Genomic DNA, 16,184 nt, shown 5'->3' with positions numbered 1-16,184 from the left:
AGCACGCCCGAGCTCTGCCTCCCTCCCTTTGCCCGCAACGCCCGTCCCGGTGGTCCAAGAAGCCCCTCTCACCCATGATCAAAGGAATTCACTGTGAAGTTCAACGACACCCTGGCCAAGCTCGTCCGGCAATCCCTCGAGGTCGGCGCGACACCTGCGCTCATGGGTGAGCCCGGCATCGGCAAGAGCTCCTTCGTCGAAGACCTCGCCTACAGCATGAACACCAAAGCCTTCGTCCTGCCCTGCAACCAGCTCGCTGACAAGGCCGACCTCACCGGCGCGCGCCTCGTGCCCTACGTCAAGGACGACGGCACCGACAGCTACAAGCAGGTCTTCTACCCCCACCAGGTCATCCAGGAAGCGATCGACTACGCCGAGACCAACCCTCGCGAGTGGCCGATCCTCTTCCTCGACGAGATCAACCGCACGACCTCGGACGTGACCTCCGGCGCGCTCACCCTGGTGACTTTGCGCCGCATGGGCCATGTCGAGCTACCGAAGAACATACGTATCGTCGTCGCTGGCAACGACAAGGGCAACGTCACCACGTTGGACGAGGCGAGTCTGTCCCGGTTCGCCATCTTCCACGTGGAGCCCGACGCCTCGACCCTGATGTCTGTCGTCCCGCATCTGAACCCGTGGGTGAAGAAGGTGCTCACGCAGTACCCGGCGCTGGTCTTCCAGAAGTCCACGCCGAACGCGATCGTCGCCGATGGCCAGGACGAGGACGACGACGGCAACGTCACCATGGCCGAGCTGTTCGACGGCGGCGAGGAGATGAACCAGCTCACCACGCCGCGCACGATCGACTACCTGTCGAAGTGGCTGAACGCAGCCGACCGCCAGGAGCTGGCCAGCCACCTGGCGACCCCGGTCCAGATCGGCGGGCGTGAGACCTCCGAGCTCAACGAGATCATCGAGGCCTACACCGGCGACACCATGTTCACCACCCAGGTGGTGGCCACCATCGCCGAGGACCTCGCCTCGAACTCGGGTCCGGCCGCCGCCAACAGGGTCAACGTCCCGAAGCCGAACTGCTACGCCGAGCTCAAGGCTGCGGGCACGGTCACGGATCTGGCCAAGAAGATCGCAGAGCTCACCGAGAAAGAGGTCTCAGGCGCACTGCTGTACGCCCTCAAGGAGAACTCGGACAACGCCCGCCTGATCGAGCAGCTGGCGCAGACCGCCACACGGATCGAGCCGGAGCACACCCGCACCCTCATCGAGATGGTGACCAACCACCAGGTCGACCGCCAGAACCTGGAGGCCTTCCTGGACATCGACGCGCCGGTCGTCAACGCGGCCAAGCCCGTCCTGTTGGCATTCCTCTGATCGAGGCTGCACCGCGGAGCGGGGAGCGGCTGAATCCGTTCCCCGCCCTCGCCGGCGGCCCGCAGAACCATCCGCGCATCGCCGCAGCCCTTGACTTCAGAAGGAGACCACCACGATGACGATTACTGTCACCAACCAGAAGCCGGCCGTGCTCGACGCGGTCCACACGATCACGTGCACCGGCGACTACAACCCGATGCCCGCCCTCCAAGAGGCGCTGGTGGACCCGCTGCTCGAGCCGCTAAGCCCGCACGCGCCCGCCTCGATCGTCGACGGGTCCGGTACGGACCTGACCGGCGACGTCCCGGGCATCCTCCTGTCCTGCTTCGGCGACAGCGTCAACACCAGCGCCGAGAAGGCCGCCAAGGAGCTGCTGGGCCAGACGATGGTCAACTACGACCAGGCCACGCCTCTGCCCGTCGGCGAGCTCTTCGCCGTCCAGGCGGGGCAGCGGAACAAGATGCCAGCACCCGGGCCCCGTGTGATTTACACCGCCCAGTCCGACGTGATCCCTGCGGCCAAGGGACTGCTCGCCGGCTCGGCCGACGAAAGCGAGTTCTTCGCCTCGCTGGCCTACACATTCCACCCGGGCACGCTCGGGTTCTGGTTCCAGTCCGCCGCTGCCTTCGACGGCTTCAAGGTCTGGCTGTCCACTCAGGCCCAAGCCCTGGGCGGCGCGAGTTCGCCGGTACCAGCGAGAACCCTGAAGCTGGTCGGTGACTTCGCCAAGCTCTCGCTCAAAGGGCTCACCGAGTCCCTGCAGCTGCGCAAGGACGACTCTGACGGCAACGACGAACTGTCCTTCCCACGCTTGCTGATGCACATGCTGATGACCTACGTCGGCCAGCAGCGCGGCCAGACCTCCGACGTCGGAGTCCTGCCGTTCACGGTCGGCGAGCTGTTCTGCCCGAAGTCCGTGGTCCTGGTCAACGTCGAGGCGCACGCCCGCGCCTCCGCGCCCCAGGTCACGGGGGAGTGGAACCTCATCAACCAGTCGCTGGCCTCGCCGGTGAAGGTCGTCTCGAACTCCGCGCTGTCCAAGCTGACCTCGCTGCCGCGGGCCGCCGCCAAGGCCAAGGCCATGGGAGCGAACCAGCACCCGGGCCAGCCCGGCTCGCGCTCGGCGCAGGTGAAGTTCCGCAAGGTCCCGCCCACGAGGCTGGACCTGTTCAAGGACATCACCCGCGTGCTGCGCCGCATGGGCAAGGTCAACAAGTCGCAGAACGTCTACCGCACCACGAAGACGACGTTCCTCAAGGCGAACAGGCGCAACCCGGACGACTTCAACAAGCCCGGCCGGATCAGTTCGGTGCAGTACATGCCCGACCTGCACGTCTACATCGACACCTCCGGGTCGATCTCCGAGGAGAACTACCAGGAGGCGGTGATGATGCTCATCCGCATCGCCAAGAAGCTCAACGTCAACCTGTACTTCAACTCGTTCAGCGACATCCTCTCGCAGGAGACGCTGCTGCGGGTGGAGAACAAGTCGCTGCGCCAGATCTGGAAGGAGTTCCGCCGGGTGCCCAAGGTCACCGGTGGCACCGAGTTCAAGCAGGTCTGGGATTACATCAACGCCTCGACGACGCGTAAGCGTCGGTTGAGCCTGATGATCACCGACTTCGAGTGGCCGCCCCCGTCGGCCCGAGTCGACCACCCGGCGAACCTGTACTACGCACCGTGCTCTGCCAAGGACTGGACCCTCATGCTCCAGTCCGCCACGGACTTCGCCGACGGCATGCGCCACATCGACCCGTCGATCCGCCAGAAGCTGCTGGGCATGGTGCTCTGACCGGCCCAGCGCACGGCTGAGGCCCGCAGCGCATCCTGATCCGACAGGCGGCGCTGCGGGATCGGCCACCCCATCTCTCATCCGTCCGCACCCACCGCCTGGATCGCTCGCGCCCCTCAGCGCCACCTCGACCCGGCACCCACCGAAGGAGGCCCCGCCATGGGACTGTCCAACTTCACCCAGGGCAACGACGACGCGAACAACAGCGGCCCACCGACCGGCGGCATCGGCGTCGGCATGGGCGGCCCTTTTGCCCCGGGCGGCCAGAGCGAGGACACCACCCAGGAGCTGCTCGTCGACTACAACGAAAAGTTCAAGAACGCCGAACCGACCCTCTTCCGCGACACGCTCATCGAGCAGACGCTGGCCACCCTCATCAGCAAGAACAAACCCAACGTCCTACTCAAGGGCTTGGCTGGCGTCGGCAAGACCAAGATCGTCGAGGATATCGCCCGCCGCATCGCCCTCGGCGACTCGCTCATCCCGGACCAGCTCAAGGACTGTACGGTCTACGAGCTGCCGGTGACCAACCTCGTCGCCGGCTCCGGCATCGTCGGTCAGCTGGAGGAGAGGGTCCAGGCCGTCGTCGACTTCGCCTCGGACCCGAAGAACAAGGCCCTCCTGTTCATCGACGAGATCCACCAGATCACCGGCGGATCGAGCTCGCACAGCGAGCCGACCAACCGCAAGATCAGCCAGATCCTCAAACCGGCGCTGGCCCGCGGGCAGATGAGCGTCATCGGCGCGACCACCTCGAACGAGTCGCGGGCCTTCGACGAGGATCCGGCCTTCGCCCGCCGCTTCACCCAGCTCATCGTCGACGAGTTGACCGTCGAGCAGACGCTCGCGGTCCTGGGTACCGTCCGGCCCGGCCTGATGGCGCACTACCGCCACCAGATCGCAGTCTCCGACGACGTGCTGGCCGAGACGGTCAAGATCGCCGAGGCGAACTCGAAGGTCAGCGCCCACCGGCCCGACAGCGCCATCACGCTGCTCGACCGCTCGATGGCCGACCGCGTGTTGGAGCAGAACAAGCTCATCACCCAGGCCGAGGCCGCTGGTGACCGGGCCTTGGTGGCGACCCTACAGGCGATTCCCCAGGTGCCTTTGACGGCCACGCGCGTCCTCGACGTCGCCAAGTCACTGATGACAGGCAACGCCCAACGCCCGGACTTCGACGCCGCGACGCTGCGCACGACGCTGCTCGATCGGCTCCAGGGCCAGGACGAGGTCCTGGAGAAGGTCGCCGACCGCATTGCGCGCGAGGAGCTCGGGCTGTTCCCGACGAAGACCCCGCTCACGTGCCTGTTCGCTGGCACTTCGGGCTCGGGCAAGACCGAGACCGCGAAGATCCTCGCCGAGCAGATGACCGGCCAGGAGCCGATCGTGCTCAACATGACGGAGTACCACACCCCGTCCTCGACCGCGAAGATTATCGGAGCGCCTCCGGGTTACATCGGGTCCGACTCCAATCAGGAGCTACCCTTCGACACGCTCGAGTCCAACCCACACCGCGTCGTCCTGCTCGACGAGTTCGAGAAGGCCGACATGGCTGTGCAGCGACTGTTCCTCTCGGCTTTCGACGAGGGCTACATCCGCAATGCGCACGGCAAGCTGCTCGACTTCTCCAAGGCCGTCGTCATCGTCACGACCAATGCGGCCCGCGAAGCTCTCAGCAGCAGCTCGATCGGCTTCATCTCAGGCCCAAGGGTCGTCTCGCAGCAGAACCTGAACTCAGAGCTCGCCAAGCACTTCGAGCCCGAACTGCTGGGGCGGTTCTCGCTGATCGTGGGCTTCAACCAGATCGACAAGGTCGCGTTCCGGCAGATCATGGCCGCCGACTACGAGAGTCAAGTGGCGCAGATCGTCGACGCCAAGCCAAGGCTCGCCCAGGTCCTGCCTGCTGCGATGCCCGACGATGAGCTGCAGGCCCTGGCCGAGACCGCCTACGTCGATTCCCAGGGAGCCCGGCCCGCAGGCAGGGCGGTCCGGTCCTGGATCGAGGACCGGCTCATGGCAGCCCAGGCTGCGAAGACCCAGCCCAGCGCGGCGATCGCCCGCACGATCGACCAACACGAGTGATCACGACTATCTCCACCGTCAAGTCCGAGGACAGGGTCAAGCAGATCGCCGAGGTCGGGTGCCGGAGTGTGTACTCCGGCGCCCGTTGCGATGACTGCCACGAGCTGGGCCGCATGTTCGGCCTGCTGCGCACCGAGGCCTCGGGTCGCATCGCCAAGGCGATCCCCGAGCCGTTCGCCCTCGTCGACCGCCGCGACTGACGCCGCTGATCCGTCCTGCGGAGGGTAAGGCGGATCCACATGATCCCCATGCACTCGGGTGTGCACGGGACGGACAGGGGCCTTACGGCCCCTGCGGGTGGGTTGAGAGGAGCAGAGCCCAGGCTGCCTGGCGGCCTGGGCTCTGCCTCTGACGTGCTCTTTCCCTCCACTCACCCTTCTCCGATGATTTATCTAATGCCTTCCCCTATGCATTAATGCCATCATTCAATTGATGAGTGTAATCATCTTTCCCTTTGGTCAGTCCTCGCTGACCCGCCCGCCGCGTTCACCTAAGGACGACACCCATGCCTCTGCTGCTTGACGACCTCGACCCGACGCAGGCCAAGAAGGTCGACGCGAAGTTCTTCAGCTCCAAGCTCAACGGCTCGGGCAAGAAGACCGGCCGCCTCCACCAGGGGCTGCTCCCCCTCGACACGACCAGCATCGAGACCCCGGCCCGGATCGAGCTCAAGACCACGACTACCCAGCACGACATCACTGTCGTGACCGTGCCGCTGGCTGGCATCACTCGCCGCGCGCTCGAAACCCTGTCCACCGCGACGCTGCCGACGCCTGACGTGGATGATCGCTTCGTCGTCGAGACCGACTCCGACGACTGGGAGGCTGTGTTCGACATGACCCCCCAGGCGCTGGTGCTGCGCGAGGACAAGTCCTCCAAGCCGATCAAGCACGAGCTCACCATCCAATACCGCACCGAACTCGTGCTCATGCGCGTCGGCATGATCGAGCCCGAGCGCGTCGTGCGCCTGACCGAGGACACCAACCTCGCCGTCACCGACGCTGCGGTGATCCTCGACTGGGACACCAGTCCGATGGAGACGGCCGCTGACGCGATCTCCCTGGCGCTGGGCCGCCTGGGCATCGCCGCGACGAACCTCAACGCCCTCGACGCGTGGATGAACGGGTACCCGATCCACGACCGGATCGTGCGCCTGGCCGAGACCTGGTCCTCGGAGGCCATCGCCGCCGAAGTCGACGCCTACATCGCCGACGTCACCTTCCCGGACAAGGATGTGCTCAACGCGCTGGCCATCCAGCTGCGCTACCTCGAGAACTACAGCGTGCCGCTGGAGGCCTACGGTCGCATCCACCGGGCGCTGACCGCGGCCTTCGACTCCGACGTCGCCCAGGTTCTGGCCAAGCAGAACCTCAATCTGCTGATGAACCACACCCTGGCCGGACTCGACACGATCAAGCCGCAGCTGGCGCGCCTGGTCCCGCCCGACCCGCCTCCGGCCCTGCCGGAGTACCTGTCGCCGCAGCAGGTCGCTTGCGTCTCGACCACCGAACCGCTGGTGATGGTGCGCGCTGGCGCGGGCACCGGCAAGTCCTCGACGATCATCGAGCGCATTGCCCACCTCGTGGCCTGCGGGGTGGACCCGGTCGACATCACGGTCCTGTCGTTCACCAACGCCGCCGCCGACAACATCAAGGAGCGCAACCCCGACGTGGGGTCGATGACCATCGCGGCGATGATCAACGACATCTACCAGCTCAACCACCCAGGCCACGACATCTCGAGCATCGATACCATCATCAACTCGCTCGAGATTTTCTTCCCCACCGACCAGGTCGCCGCAGACTTCCGCGCGCGCCTGCTCGACGTGGACAAGAACAAGATCGGGGCAGCGACGTCGCTCAACACCTTCGTCGAGCGCCACTACGACCGGGTCATGGCCATGCTCGACGCCATCGGGCAGACCTCGCTGGAGCTGGAGATCATCATCTGCTACCAGCGCATCGACGAGATGGTCGAGCCCACCCACGTGGCCTGCCGCCACCTCATCATCGACGAGGTCCAAGACAACTCGGTCTTCGAGTTCATCTACATGCTCAAGTACGTGGCCAAGCACCTCCAGTCGCTGTACATCGTCGGCGACGCGAGCCAGACCCTGTTCGAGTTCCGCTCGGCCAACCCCCGGGCTCTGAACACGCTCGAAGGCTCGGGTGTGTTCGCCACCTACGAGCTGACGACGAACTACCGGAGCAACCAGGAGATCCTCGACTTCGCCAACGTCGTCCTCAGCGAGCTGGAGACTAACCAGCTCGCACAGATCCAGCTGCGGGCCAACTCGCTGGAGGCACCGACCAAAGCCTCGTTCGAGGAGAAGGTCAGGCTCGACTACGTGCACCTGCCCCAGATGCGCGGATTTCTCTCCAACGAGCTCAGCCCGCTCCTGGCCAACCGGGTGCTTCCGCAGTACGTCGATCCCTGTCTGGCCCGAGGCGAGCAAGTCGTCTTCCTGGCGTTCTCCCGCCGGGAGGTCGCGCTCATGCAGGCGCTGCTCGAGTCCAGGTACCCGAACAGGCACGTCGCCTCACTGGTGTCCGAGCGCGTCTTCGCCACCGACATCTTCTCCAAGTACATCAAGTTCTTCTGGAACGACGTCCTGCAGGTGCCGCCGAACAACGCCACGTTCGTCGTCACTCAGGGCATCCGGGACAACATGGAGAAGCTGACGAAGAACACCGGCAACCCGAAGGTCGAGCGCGCCGTGCTCGAGCTCGTCTCCAAGTGGTGGCTGGAGAACGCCACCACCACTAACGCCTGGGTCAACCTGGTCCACCAGGGCTCCATGCCGTCCGCCGAGTTCTTCACCCGCCTGCGCGACAACCTCCTGGCCTTCGAGATCGCCCAGAACGCGGTCAAGAAGTCGCTGACGGACGCCCGCAACCGGGCGCGCAAGGAGAAGAACCTCGGTGAGAAGGCCGACCTGATCGTCTCGACGATTCACGGCGTCAAGGGACTCGAGTTCGACAACGCCGTGATCCTGCACAAGGACGACAAGACGATGGCCCAGGACGTGCGCCGGCTCTACTACGTCGCCTTCACCCGGGCGAAGAAGACCGAGTACGTCCTGTCCTACGGCACCACGGACAAGCCCGTGATCGTGTCGACTCACGAGGCCATCGGCAACCTGCTCGTGGAACGGGAAGCCCAGGCCGCCGAGCGCGAGAAGCATGCTCGCGCTTTGGCACTGGGCATCGACCCTGACCTCGTCGACGACGAGGAGACCGCGGGCGTGCCCGTGCCGCAGTCGGTGTGATCCGCCGCCGACGAGCTGATCGTCCTCGCACGACAGGCCATCACCGAAGGCGGCTGACCCAGCACGGGGGGCGCCCTCAGATTGGTTGAGGGCGTCCCGCACCACCAGCCTGGCACACCACCGGAGGAGCTGATGGGCATCACCTACGAAGCCACCCCCCGCGAAGCCTCCGAGCTCGACGCTCTCAGAAAAGACCGGGAGGACGGGGCCACCACCAGGTACGGGATCCTCCGACCCGGAACAACCCCGCACATCCTCGAGGGCGCCGTCGGGCTCGGTACCCGTTGCGGAGCCACCGTCGACTTGTACCTGCCCGCCCGTGACGCCACCAAAGTCTGCAAGAAGTGCACCAAGAGCGAGCCCCGATAACCAGCTTCGCCACCCTGCGCTCCACCCCCGACCACAAAGCCGCGACCGCCCGGCAGATCACCGGGTGGTACGCCGCTGAGGCCCTGTGACTGCTTGGGTATGCGGAGCGCCGTCGCGAGCTTCACGGCCCTGGTAACGGCCCTTACCTGCCCCTGCTATCCCTGTCCGTCGCGACCATCGACAAGGCCTACCTGCTCTATGCGCTCAGGCCAATGAACGCCGACGAGGCAACACGCGAGGTGCTGAAGGCTGCTGAGCCCGGAGACGACTACGCCAACACTTCCTGGCGCGTTGCCGTCTGGGCTGGCCACGACCCCAGCAAGGCCCGCCGTGCGGGCTACAAGTCTTGACCCGAGCGGGCCCCGGATGCGGCAGACACCCGGGGCCCGCACCCGCCGTACCGAGCACAAGGAGAACCCCGTGCACTGCGACCACTGCGGTCTCGAAGGCCATGTCCGGGACGCCCACGACTTGTTCGACCTCGAAGGGCGCGACGCATGAACCGCACTGGCCTTACCTGGCTGGTCGGCGCTGCTGCGGTCGGCATCGTCGCCGTGGTGATGACCGTCGCGCTCGCCACCAGCAGCATCTACATGTCCACCACGCACCATCCGGTACGCACCGGGCGCCCGGCGAGCCTGAACTAGGTCATCACCGATTAAGGCGACGGCCACGTCGTCGAGCACGTCCCGTCCCGGGCGGGGCGACAGCAGCCCCTCGTCGAGCGCGCCAAGCAACTCTTCGGCTCCCCGGGCGACGTCCCGGCCATCATCCTCGACAAGCCTGACGGCATCTACTGGCCCATCGACCGCCTCATACCGGTGCGCTGGGCGTACAACCTCCGACCACCCACACCCTCCTGCGAAAGCGAATACGCATGCCCGCCACCACGATCGTCTCCTCCGGAGGCGCTCTGCGCCTGTACGGCGCCTCAGTCCAGACTTTCGACCGGCTCCCCGTCGCGACGTACACGATCCAGTTCTCGGAAATGACCGGCTACAGCCTCCACGAGACCGAGCCTCTGGCCCCGGGCGAGGAGGCCGTCTACGGCGGCCACGCTGGGCGCGTGGGCCGGATCGCCACCGGCTACGCCGCGATGGACCGCTCGCTCGGCGTCATTCTCTCCGGCGACAAGGGCATGGGGAAGTCGCTGATGATCCGCATGCTCGCCGCGAAGATGCGCGAGGAGCACAAGCTGCCGACGGTCCTGGTCCAGCACTCGACGCCTGGCCTCGCCTCCTTCCTCGACGAACTCGGCGAATGCCTCGTCGTCTTCGACGAGTTCGAGAAGGTCTTCGCGCCGGTCGATGACGACGAGGCCGCGCAGAACCAGTTCCTCTCGCTCTTCGACGGCCTCTCGACGACGAAGCGCCTCTACGTCCTCTCGGTCAACTCGCTCCACCGCACGAGCGACTACCTACTCAACCGCCCGGGCCGGTTCCACTACCACATGCGCTTCGCCTACCCAGGGCCCGAGACCGTCGCTGAATACCTGCGCGACCAGGTGCCCGGGATCGCCGAGGCGGAGGTCTCCGCGGTCGTCGAGTTCTCGCGCAAGGTCGACCTCAACTTCGACCACCTGCGCGCCATCGCCTTCGAGCTGAGACTGGGGGAGGACTTCGCCGCGATCATCGGCGACCTCAACATCAAGCGCACCAGCCGCCGGGGCCACGATCCCGTCCACGTGGTCATCTCCTGGCCCAACGGCGACACCGACGAGATCGTCGGCGAGCTCGACCTCTTCGACCGCGACGCGCTGCAGTCGATCGAGAGCTGGCGCTTGGACCTCGAGCTGCGCCTGCGGATGCGCGACGCCCTTCCCACCCCGGACGGCTACGCACTGCCCGCCGGTGCCTTCGAGCTCATCGACACGCGCACCGACCAGGAGCGCGTCGAGGCGGGAGAGGACGACAAGGGACACGACCTCGCGGGTGCGTCGGTGCTGCTCCAGCGGCCGCCCAAGCATGCGATCGACTTCTAGTGCGCAGTCACCCAACTCGCCCAGTCCCTGCCTGCTCACGCTACTCACAACGAGGAGGACCCGTGGCTCCGAAACTTCCGCGACCCGGCGATCGCGTCCGCCTCACCGGCCCCATGCCCGAGGACCCGAGATCGCTGCCGGTCGGCACTGTCGGCACGGTCCTCTCCGTCCATGCCGAAGCCAGCCAGATCCACGTCGACTGGGACTCCGGCCGAGGCCTGAGCCTGCTCACCACCGACCTCTACGAGATCGTCGATGACCGTCCGAACTGCCTCAATTGCAAGGGCACGGGCCGGTCCGAGCGCGGCTGGGCCGGAGGTTCGTCGCCCGACGGCCAGACCTGCCCAGACTGCCACGGCACCGGTGTCGACACCACGCCCTACGGCGTCGGTTACGACCACTGCCCGCACTGCGGCGTGGACTGGAAGCAGCCCCACGACTCCGGTTGCCGGCCCCTCCACTGAAAGAGCAGGTGCTTCATGCCGCGCCCCGCCAACCCCTATACCCGGGCCTATGCCGACTTCCGCAGGAACACCGAACACCACGAGCTCCACGTCCTCCATGACGACGGGCTGTATCGTCACCTACGCGTCCAGGCCCCCGGAACCCGGATGTGGTCCTGGGACGTCACGACCTGGCCGGGTCACCTGGCCACCTCCGGCGACATCGCCAACGGCCACGTCTTCGCCCGTGAGCCCGACATGCTGGCGTTCTTCTCGCACGCAGCCAAGAGCGAGGGGCACTACACCGACGGTGCGCCATCGATCAGCGTGGGCTACTGGGCGGAGAAGATCCAAGGCCACGGTCTCGTCGACGTCAAGACGTACGACCCCGACTCGTTCCTGCAGCAGGTGCGCGAGCACCTTGAGGGGCACGACGAGATCGGCAGCGAGGCTGGCGAGTTCCGCGACCGCCAGATCGCGCTGCTGACGCGCATCCACGAGCTGCGCGGCCTCGACGAGGACACGCGAGCGCAGCTCTTCGACGCGCACTGGGCCGCCGAGGAGAGCTGTGCCGCCCTCGGCGGGCGTCGCACGACCAAGATTGAAGGCTCGACGCTGCGGCAGGAGCGCCACGAGGCGGCCCGCTCCGCCCTGTCCGCCCTCTGGAGCGTCGACGGGATCGACGACGAGGCCTTCGACGCCCTGGTCGAGGAGCACGACTACAGGGAGCTCGCCGACGTCGAGGTCCCACGTCTGACGCCGGCCGAGCGACGAGAGGAGATCCTCGACGACGCCAGGCGACACGCCGACAGCGAAACGGAAGCCCGCATATGGCTCGCCGAGCACGAGGACGAGGTCGGCTCCGGCACCTGGGAGTGGGACCTGCGCGAGTACGACCCTCACTTCCTGCTCGCCTGCTACGCGCTCGAACTCACGGCGCGCTTGTGGAACGAGCACGTCAAGCGCCGCGGCGTCAATGACACCTACGTGCTCGTCCGTAAGGGCCGGGTGCAGAACCGCCCGGCCCAGCCGGTGATCGACGTGAGCGTCCTCGACCATGAAGCGCCCGACGCCTCGATGGCCGCTGACGCCCTTGATGCCCGCGAGCGGATCATGGCGGTGCCCCAGGCCAGCGAGGAGCTGCGCGTCACGGTCCACGAGCTCACCGAGCTCGTCCGGGAGCACGGCGACGAGAGCGCCTGTGCTCGCCTGGACCAGGCGATCGACCGAGAGATGGCCGCCTCCGAGCGGGCCCTTGACCACCGAGAGATTCTCGCCTACTGGGCCGCTGTGCGTTCCGAGCGTGAGGAACGGGCCCTGGCCCGGCCCTGGCCCGGCCCCGCTCACTCAGGAGCCACCAGGACCACCCTCCTCCGACGAATCCTCGACGGGCTCGGGCTGTGGCAGCCTCCCCCGGTCGAGTCAGTCGAGCAGCCCTCGACCCGCGACGCCGAGCGCGCGCAGGACTGACTGTGCCTCGACGACCGCCCACCTCGATCCCAGGAGCTGCCCATGGCACCGAGTCCCGACTCGCTCATCGTCATCGCGGCGATCCTGGACCGCCACTACTCCCAGGTCCACCAGCAGTTGCGCGGTACCGGGTTCTAGTGATCGGTGCGCACAGCATCGCTGATGAGATCGGCTTCCACAGCTCCGTGGAGGACGCGGTCCTGCACGCCCTGGACCACCACTACCCGTCGCCCGAAGGGGCGACCACGGAACGCACTGACGCCGCTGGTCCCATCCTCCAACAGGATCAGCGGCGTCAGTGTCGACCGCCCAGGCCGGGAGCGAAGTAGAGACCCGTGCCCGGCCTGGGCGCGCTTGTCCCACCCGACGAGTCAGGAAGGCAGCAGTCCCAATGTACGAGAACAACCCGCTGTGCGAAACCACTTCGGTCCAGACGCAGCACGAGGAGCGGGGGCATGACTTCCTCCCGGCGAACCTCGCCGACATCCCCGGCAAGTTCGATCAGGAGGAGCTGGCCCAGGCCGAGACTGTCATCCACCTGCACTACTCGGCGCTCCTCGCCGACTGGTGGGTGGCCGAGGTCTGGCAGGACCGCGACACGCAGAAGTGGATGGCCTACGGATACTGGCGTCCGGCTCCCAACGCTGCGGCGCTGTGGGACTCCTTCTGCCTCACCGATCTGGAGCGCCTGGTTATCCCCAGGACCGCCGACCCCGCCCTCCAGGTCGGCGATGTCAGCACCGGCGCGACCCCGCGGCTGATGGTGAGGCGCGACCTGGAATGGACCCCCGCCCCGGCTCACGAGGTCGTCCCCGGTGTGGAACTGGAGGAGCGCCATGCCTGAGCTGACCCCTGCACACCTGCACGTCCCTGTACTGCCGCCGACCGTCTTCGGTGACGGACACGAGTGGATGGAGAACCTTCGCTTCGGCTGGAAACCCGTGCCCGCCTGGGGGCTCGGCATGTGGAACCTCGGCGAGTGGCCACTGGTCATCGTCGTCCACCTCAACGATAAGCAGTACGGCGTCTACGCGGTGGCTACCTACACCGAAGGCGACATCACCTGCCAGGTGTTCACCGACCGGGCCGAGCGCGACGCCGCGACCGACGAGATCGCGGCCGAGCACTGGAGGCTCACCGGGAAGGGCCCGTTCGACCTGCCCCCCGAGGGCAAGCCGCTGCTGTCCCACCACAGGGGTCTCTTCACCTGGGACCGCTACTACGCGCAAAAGGACCAGCTTCCCGAGCTGAAGGAGGGAGGTCAGTGAGTGAGCACCCCACGTCCGGTCTGGTCACCGTGTGCGCGACCTGCGGTGAGCGCATCACCACGATCGAATGGAAGCAGTGGGGTGAAACCTCCTGGGAGTGGCGTCACGGCAGCGACGCCGACCACGAGGCCGTCCCCGCTCCGGCCGACCTGTCCGAGGCGGTACGCCGGTGCGACTTCTGCTCCGGCCTCAACCCCCAGTGGGTCTTTGTCACGGCCCAGATGTTCGAGACCCTGCACCTGTTCGAGGACAGCTCAATCGTGGAACGGGACGACGGTGCCTGGTCCGCGTGCGTCGCGTGCAAGCGGCTGGTGGTCAAGCGCGACCTCGACCGCTTGGTCCACCGGGCAATGATCCTGATCCGCCGCTCCTTTCCCGACCAAGACGAGGACTTCTACGCAAACGCGAAGAAGGAGCTGCGGAACTTCCACGGGGCGTTCCTCACAGCCGGTCCCGGCGAGCCCAAGAGGATCGACTCATGAAGGCCACAGCGGTGTCCAAGGTCCTCATCGACCAGGCGAACGACCGGGTGACCCTCGGCCTCACCGGCGACGACGGTGACATCGAGATCACCGTCCCCATGGCCAGGATCCCGACCCTGGCCGCTTCCCTCATCTACGACGGCGAGCTGGCCGTGCATGTGGACTCCGACACCGCTGCACTAGCGCTCGCGTGCCTGAATCGGGTACGCGAGGTCCACGCCCATCTCTGACCCCGACCGGCCCCGGTCACACAGAGCGTGGCCGGGGCCTTCTGAGGAGAACCACAACATGGCAAAGGGGGAACACGTGAAGCCCAAGCGCATCCGGGTGGTGTTCACCGTAGAGGCTCCCGCTGACCGCTGGCACACCGAGGAGCTGAAGACGCTGATCGCGGTAGCCATCTCCGAGGCCGTGCCCGAAGAAGTGCCCGGGGCGAAGATCTGCTGGCACTCGCTCGGCGGCTCGATGCCCGAAGTCGTGCGAACAGCTGAGTTGAATGGGCGCTCCGTTCGCTACCAGATGGAGCGCGACGTGAACGACTACTGGTCCTGATGGACCCTTTGGCCCCGTCCGCGAAGAGACCTTCTCGTTGGGCGGGGCATCTCAGACCTGACCCCTCTGACAGACCTTTGCCCATCACCGCCCCAGCTGCTCCCGCGCGGTCCGTTCGGGGCCTGCTGGAGGTCAAGTCGAAGCAGCGCCTGGGGATCACCGCAGGTCCGACCTTGCCACAGAGAGCCATCGACCACGTCACCGAGCGCGCGCCGAGCAGATCGCGACTTGACGGGCGCCCTCCCCGACCACCCACCTCGACCCCAGGAGCCGCCCGTGGCATCAAGCCCCGACTCGCTCATCGTCATCGCGGCGATCATCCTCGCCTTCGTCCCGCTCGCCCTCATCGCCCGCGCGATCGGTCGGCGCCGCAGGTGGCGCGACCCCCAGCGCCTGTTCACCTGGGAACAGAAAAAGATCCTCCTCACCCGAGCCCGCTGGCGCTGCGAGCACAAACACCCGCTGTGGCTGCGCTGCCGGGCGACGACCGGGCTCCAAGCCGACCACATCGTCCCGTGGAGCAGGGGAGGGGCGACCGCGCTCGCCAACGGAGCCGCTCTCTGCCAGCGGCACAACGCCCGCAAGTCGAACCGCATGCCGTCACCTCTCTATCGGTGGCGCCTGCGCCAGCGAAGAAGGAAGTACTCATGACCGACGGAGACAATTCGCAGTTCATCAGGACGAGCGGCGCTCACAGCTTCGACCACATCGTCCACTCTGCAAGGGAGCGAATCACCGGCGAGCTCGACTACGCCACCAAGACCTACGTCACCGATGGCGGAACGTACGTCATCTCCTCGACGACCATGATCAACGACGACGAGCGTCCCCACGACCTCGTCGCCGTCCTGCCGCTACCCATCGAGGACACACGAGTCGTCGTCCTGCGTCCGACCGTCAACCCCGATCTCGTCGACGCGCTGCGCGAAGAGCTCGACCCGCAGGACGACGACTCGGGGACCAACACTCTCCGCCTCGAGTTCGAGGACCCCGAAGCGCTGAGGCACACCCTTGAGCACATCCGTGACCCCGACACCCTAGTGAGGATCACCGCCGGCGTCGCCGTCGTCGATGGCCAGACCCACGAGTTGCAGGACTGCTTCGACGCCTCCCCGAGCTCACCTCCCGCCGACAAGGAGAACTGA

General features: G+C 66.5%; 18 protein-coding genes. All 18 read left to right on the top strand.

Annotated features, from left to right (window positions below; genetic code table 11):
- Positions 1 to 93 precede the first annotated feature (93 nt).
- Positions 94 to 1,332 carry an AAA family ATPase gene (locus NE857_RS21600; protein ID WP_254417403.1) on the top strand — a complete coding sequence of 413 codons (1,239 nt, stop codon included), beginning with the start codon at positions 94 to 96 and terminating at the stop codon, positions 1,330 to 1,332.
- A gap of 115 nt (positions 1,333 to 1,447) precedes the next feature.
- On the top strand, positions 1,448 to 3,124 hold the full coding sequence (locus NE857_RS21595) for a hypothetical protein (protein WP_254417402.1): 1,677 nt from the start codon (positions 1,448 to 1,450) through the stop codon (positions 3,122 to 3,124).
- A gap of 159 nt (positions 3,125 to 3,283) precedes the next feature.
- Positions 3,284 to 5,206, top strand: a complete 1,923-nt coding sequence (locus NE857_RS21590) for an AAA family ATPase (RefSeq protein ID WP_254417401.1) — start codon at positions 3,284 to 3,286, stop codon at positions 5,204 to 5,206.
- Positions 5,203 to 5,406: a hypothetical protein gene (locus tag NE857_RS21585; protein ID WP_254417400.1), complete on the top strand. Its 204-nt coding sequence runs from the start codon at positions 5,203 to 5,205 to the stop codon at positions 5,404 to 5,406. The genes NE857_RS21590 and NE857_RS21585 overlap by 4 nt, the downstream gene beginning before the upstream one ends.
- A 305-nt stretch (positions 5,407 to 5,711) precedes the next feature.
- Positions 5,712 to 8,474, top strand: coding sequence for a UvrD-helicase domain-containing protein (locus NE857_RS21580; RefSeq protein WP_254417399.1), 2,763 nt, complete (start codon positions 5,712 to 5,714; stop codon positions 8,472 to 8,474).
- Positions 8,475 to 8,606: 132 nt separating this feature from the next.
- Positions 8,607 to 8,843: a hypothetical protein gene (locus NE857_RS21575; RefSeq protein ID WP_254417398.1), complete on the top strand. Its 237-nt coding sequence runs from the start codon at positions 8,607 to 8,609 to the stop codon at positions 8,841 to 8,843.
- A gap of 366 nt (positions 8,844 to 9,209) precedes the next feature.
- On the top strand, positions 9,210 to 9,344 hold the full coding sequence (locus NE857_RS34325) for a hypothetical protein (RefSeq protein ID WP_301184238.1): 135 nt from the start codon (positions 9,210 to 9,212) through the stop codon (positions 9,342 to 9,344).
- The gene (locus NE857_RS21570; protein WP_254417397.1) at positions 9,341 to 9,490 is read left to right on the top strand and encodes a hypothetical protein; all 150 of its coding nucleotides are present in this window, start codon (positions 9,341 to 9,343) and stop codon (positions 9,488 to 9,490) included. The genes NE857_RS34325 and NE857_RS21570 overlap by 4 nt, the downstream gene beginning before the upstream one ends.
- Positions 9,491 to 9,720: 230 nt before the next feature.
- A complete protein-coding gene (locus NE857_RS21565; RefSeq protein ID WP_254417396.1) occupies positions 9,721 to 10,824 on the top strand; it encodes an AAA family ATPase in 1,104 nt (367 codons plus the stop codon).
- Positions 10,825 to 10,886: 62 nt separating this feature from the next.
- The gene (locus NE857_RS21560) at positions 10,887 to 11,288 is read left to right on the top strand and encodes a DUF4314 domain-containing protein (protein ID WP_254417395.1); all 402 of its coding nucleotides are present in this window, start codon (positions 10,887 to 10,889) and stop codon (positions 11,286 to 11,288) included.
- 15 nt (positions 11,289 to 11,303) lie between these two features.
- Complete coding sequence (locus NE857_RS21555; RefSeq protein ID WP_254417394.1) at positions 11,304 to 12,737, top strand: hypothetical protein; 1,434 nt, start codon at positions 11,304 to 11,306, stop codon at positions 12,735 to 12,737.
- Between the two features lie 391 nt (positions 12,738 to 13,128).
- Positions 13,129 to 13,581 (top strand): hypothetical protein, encoded by a 453-nt coding sequence (locus NE857_RS21550; protein ID WP_254417393.1) that lies wholly within the window; start codon positions 13,129 to 13,131, stop codon positions 13,579 to 13,581.
- Entirely contained in the window at positions 13,574 to 14,005 is a 432-nt protein-coding gene (locus tag NE857_RS21545) for a hypothetical protein (RefSeq protein WP_254417392.1), read from the top strand. Before NE857_RS21550 ends, NE857_RS21545 begins: the two co-directional genes overlap by 8 nt.
- Positions 14,002 to 14,487 carry a hypothetical protein gene (locus tag NE857_RS21540; protein ID WP_254417391.1) on the top strand — a complete coding sequence of 162 codons (486 nt, stop codon included), beginning with the start codon at positions 14,002 to 14,004 and terminating at the stop codon, positions 14,485 to 14,487. The genes NE857_RS21545 and NE857_RS21540 overlap by 4 nt, the downstream gene beginning before the upstream one ends.
- Positions 14,484 to 14,717, top strand: a complete 234-nt coding sequence (locus NE857_RS21535) for a hypothetical protein (RefSeq protein ID WP_254417390.1) — start codon at positions 14,484 to 14,486, stop codon at positions 14,715 to 14,717. The genes NE857_RS21540 and NE857_RS21535 overlap by 4 nt, the downstream gene beginning before the upstream one ends.
- Before the next feature lie 58 nt (positions 14,718 to 14,775).
- Complete coding sequence (locus tag NE857_RS21530; protein ID WP_254417389.1) at positions 14,776 to 15,039, top strand: hypothetical protein; 264 nt, start codon at positions 14,776 to 14,778, stop codon at positions 15,037 to 15,039.
- A gap of 276 nt (positions 15,040 to 15,315) precedes the next feature.
- Positions 15,316 to 15,690, top strand: a complete 375-nt coding sequence (locus NE857_RS21525) for an HNH endonuclease (protein ID WP_254417388.1) — start codon at positions 15,316 to 15,318, stop codon at positions 15,688 to 15,690.
- Entirely contained in the window at positions 15,687 to 16,184 is a 498-nt protein-coding gene (locus tag NE857_RS21520; RefSeq protein ID WP_254417387.1) for a hypothetical protein, read from the top strand. The genes NE857_RS21525 and NE857_RS21520 overlap by 4 nt, the downstream gene beginning before the upstream one ends.

The sequence above is a fragment of the Nocardiopsis exhalans genome, from assembly GCF_024134545.1.
GTDB lineage: Bacteria > Actinomycetota > Actinomycetes > Streptosporangiales > Streptosporangiaceae > Nocardiopsis > Nocardiopsis exhalans.
Note: the sequence above shows the minus strand (reverse complement) of the source record. Positions and strands in the feature narration are given on the sequence as shown.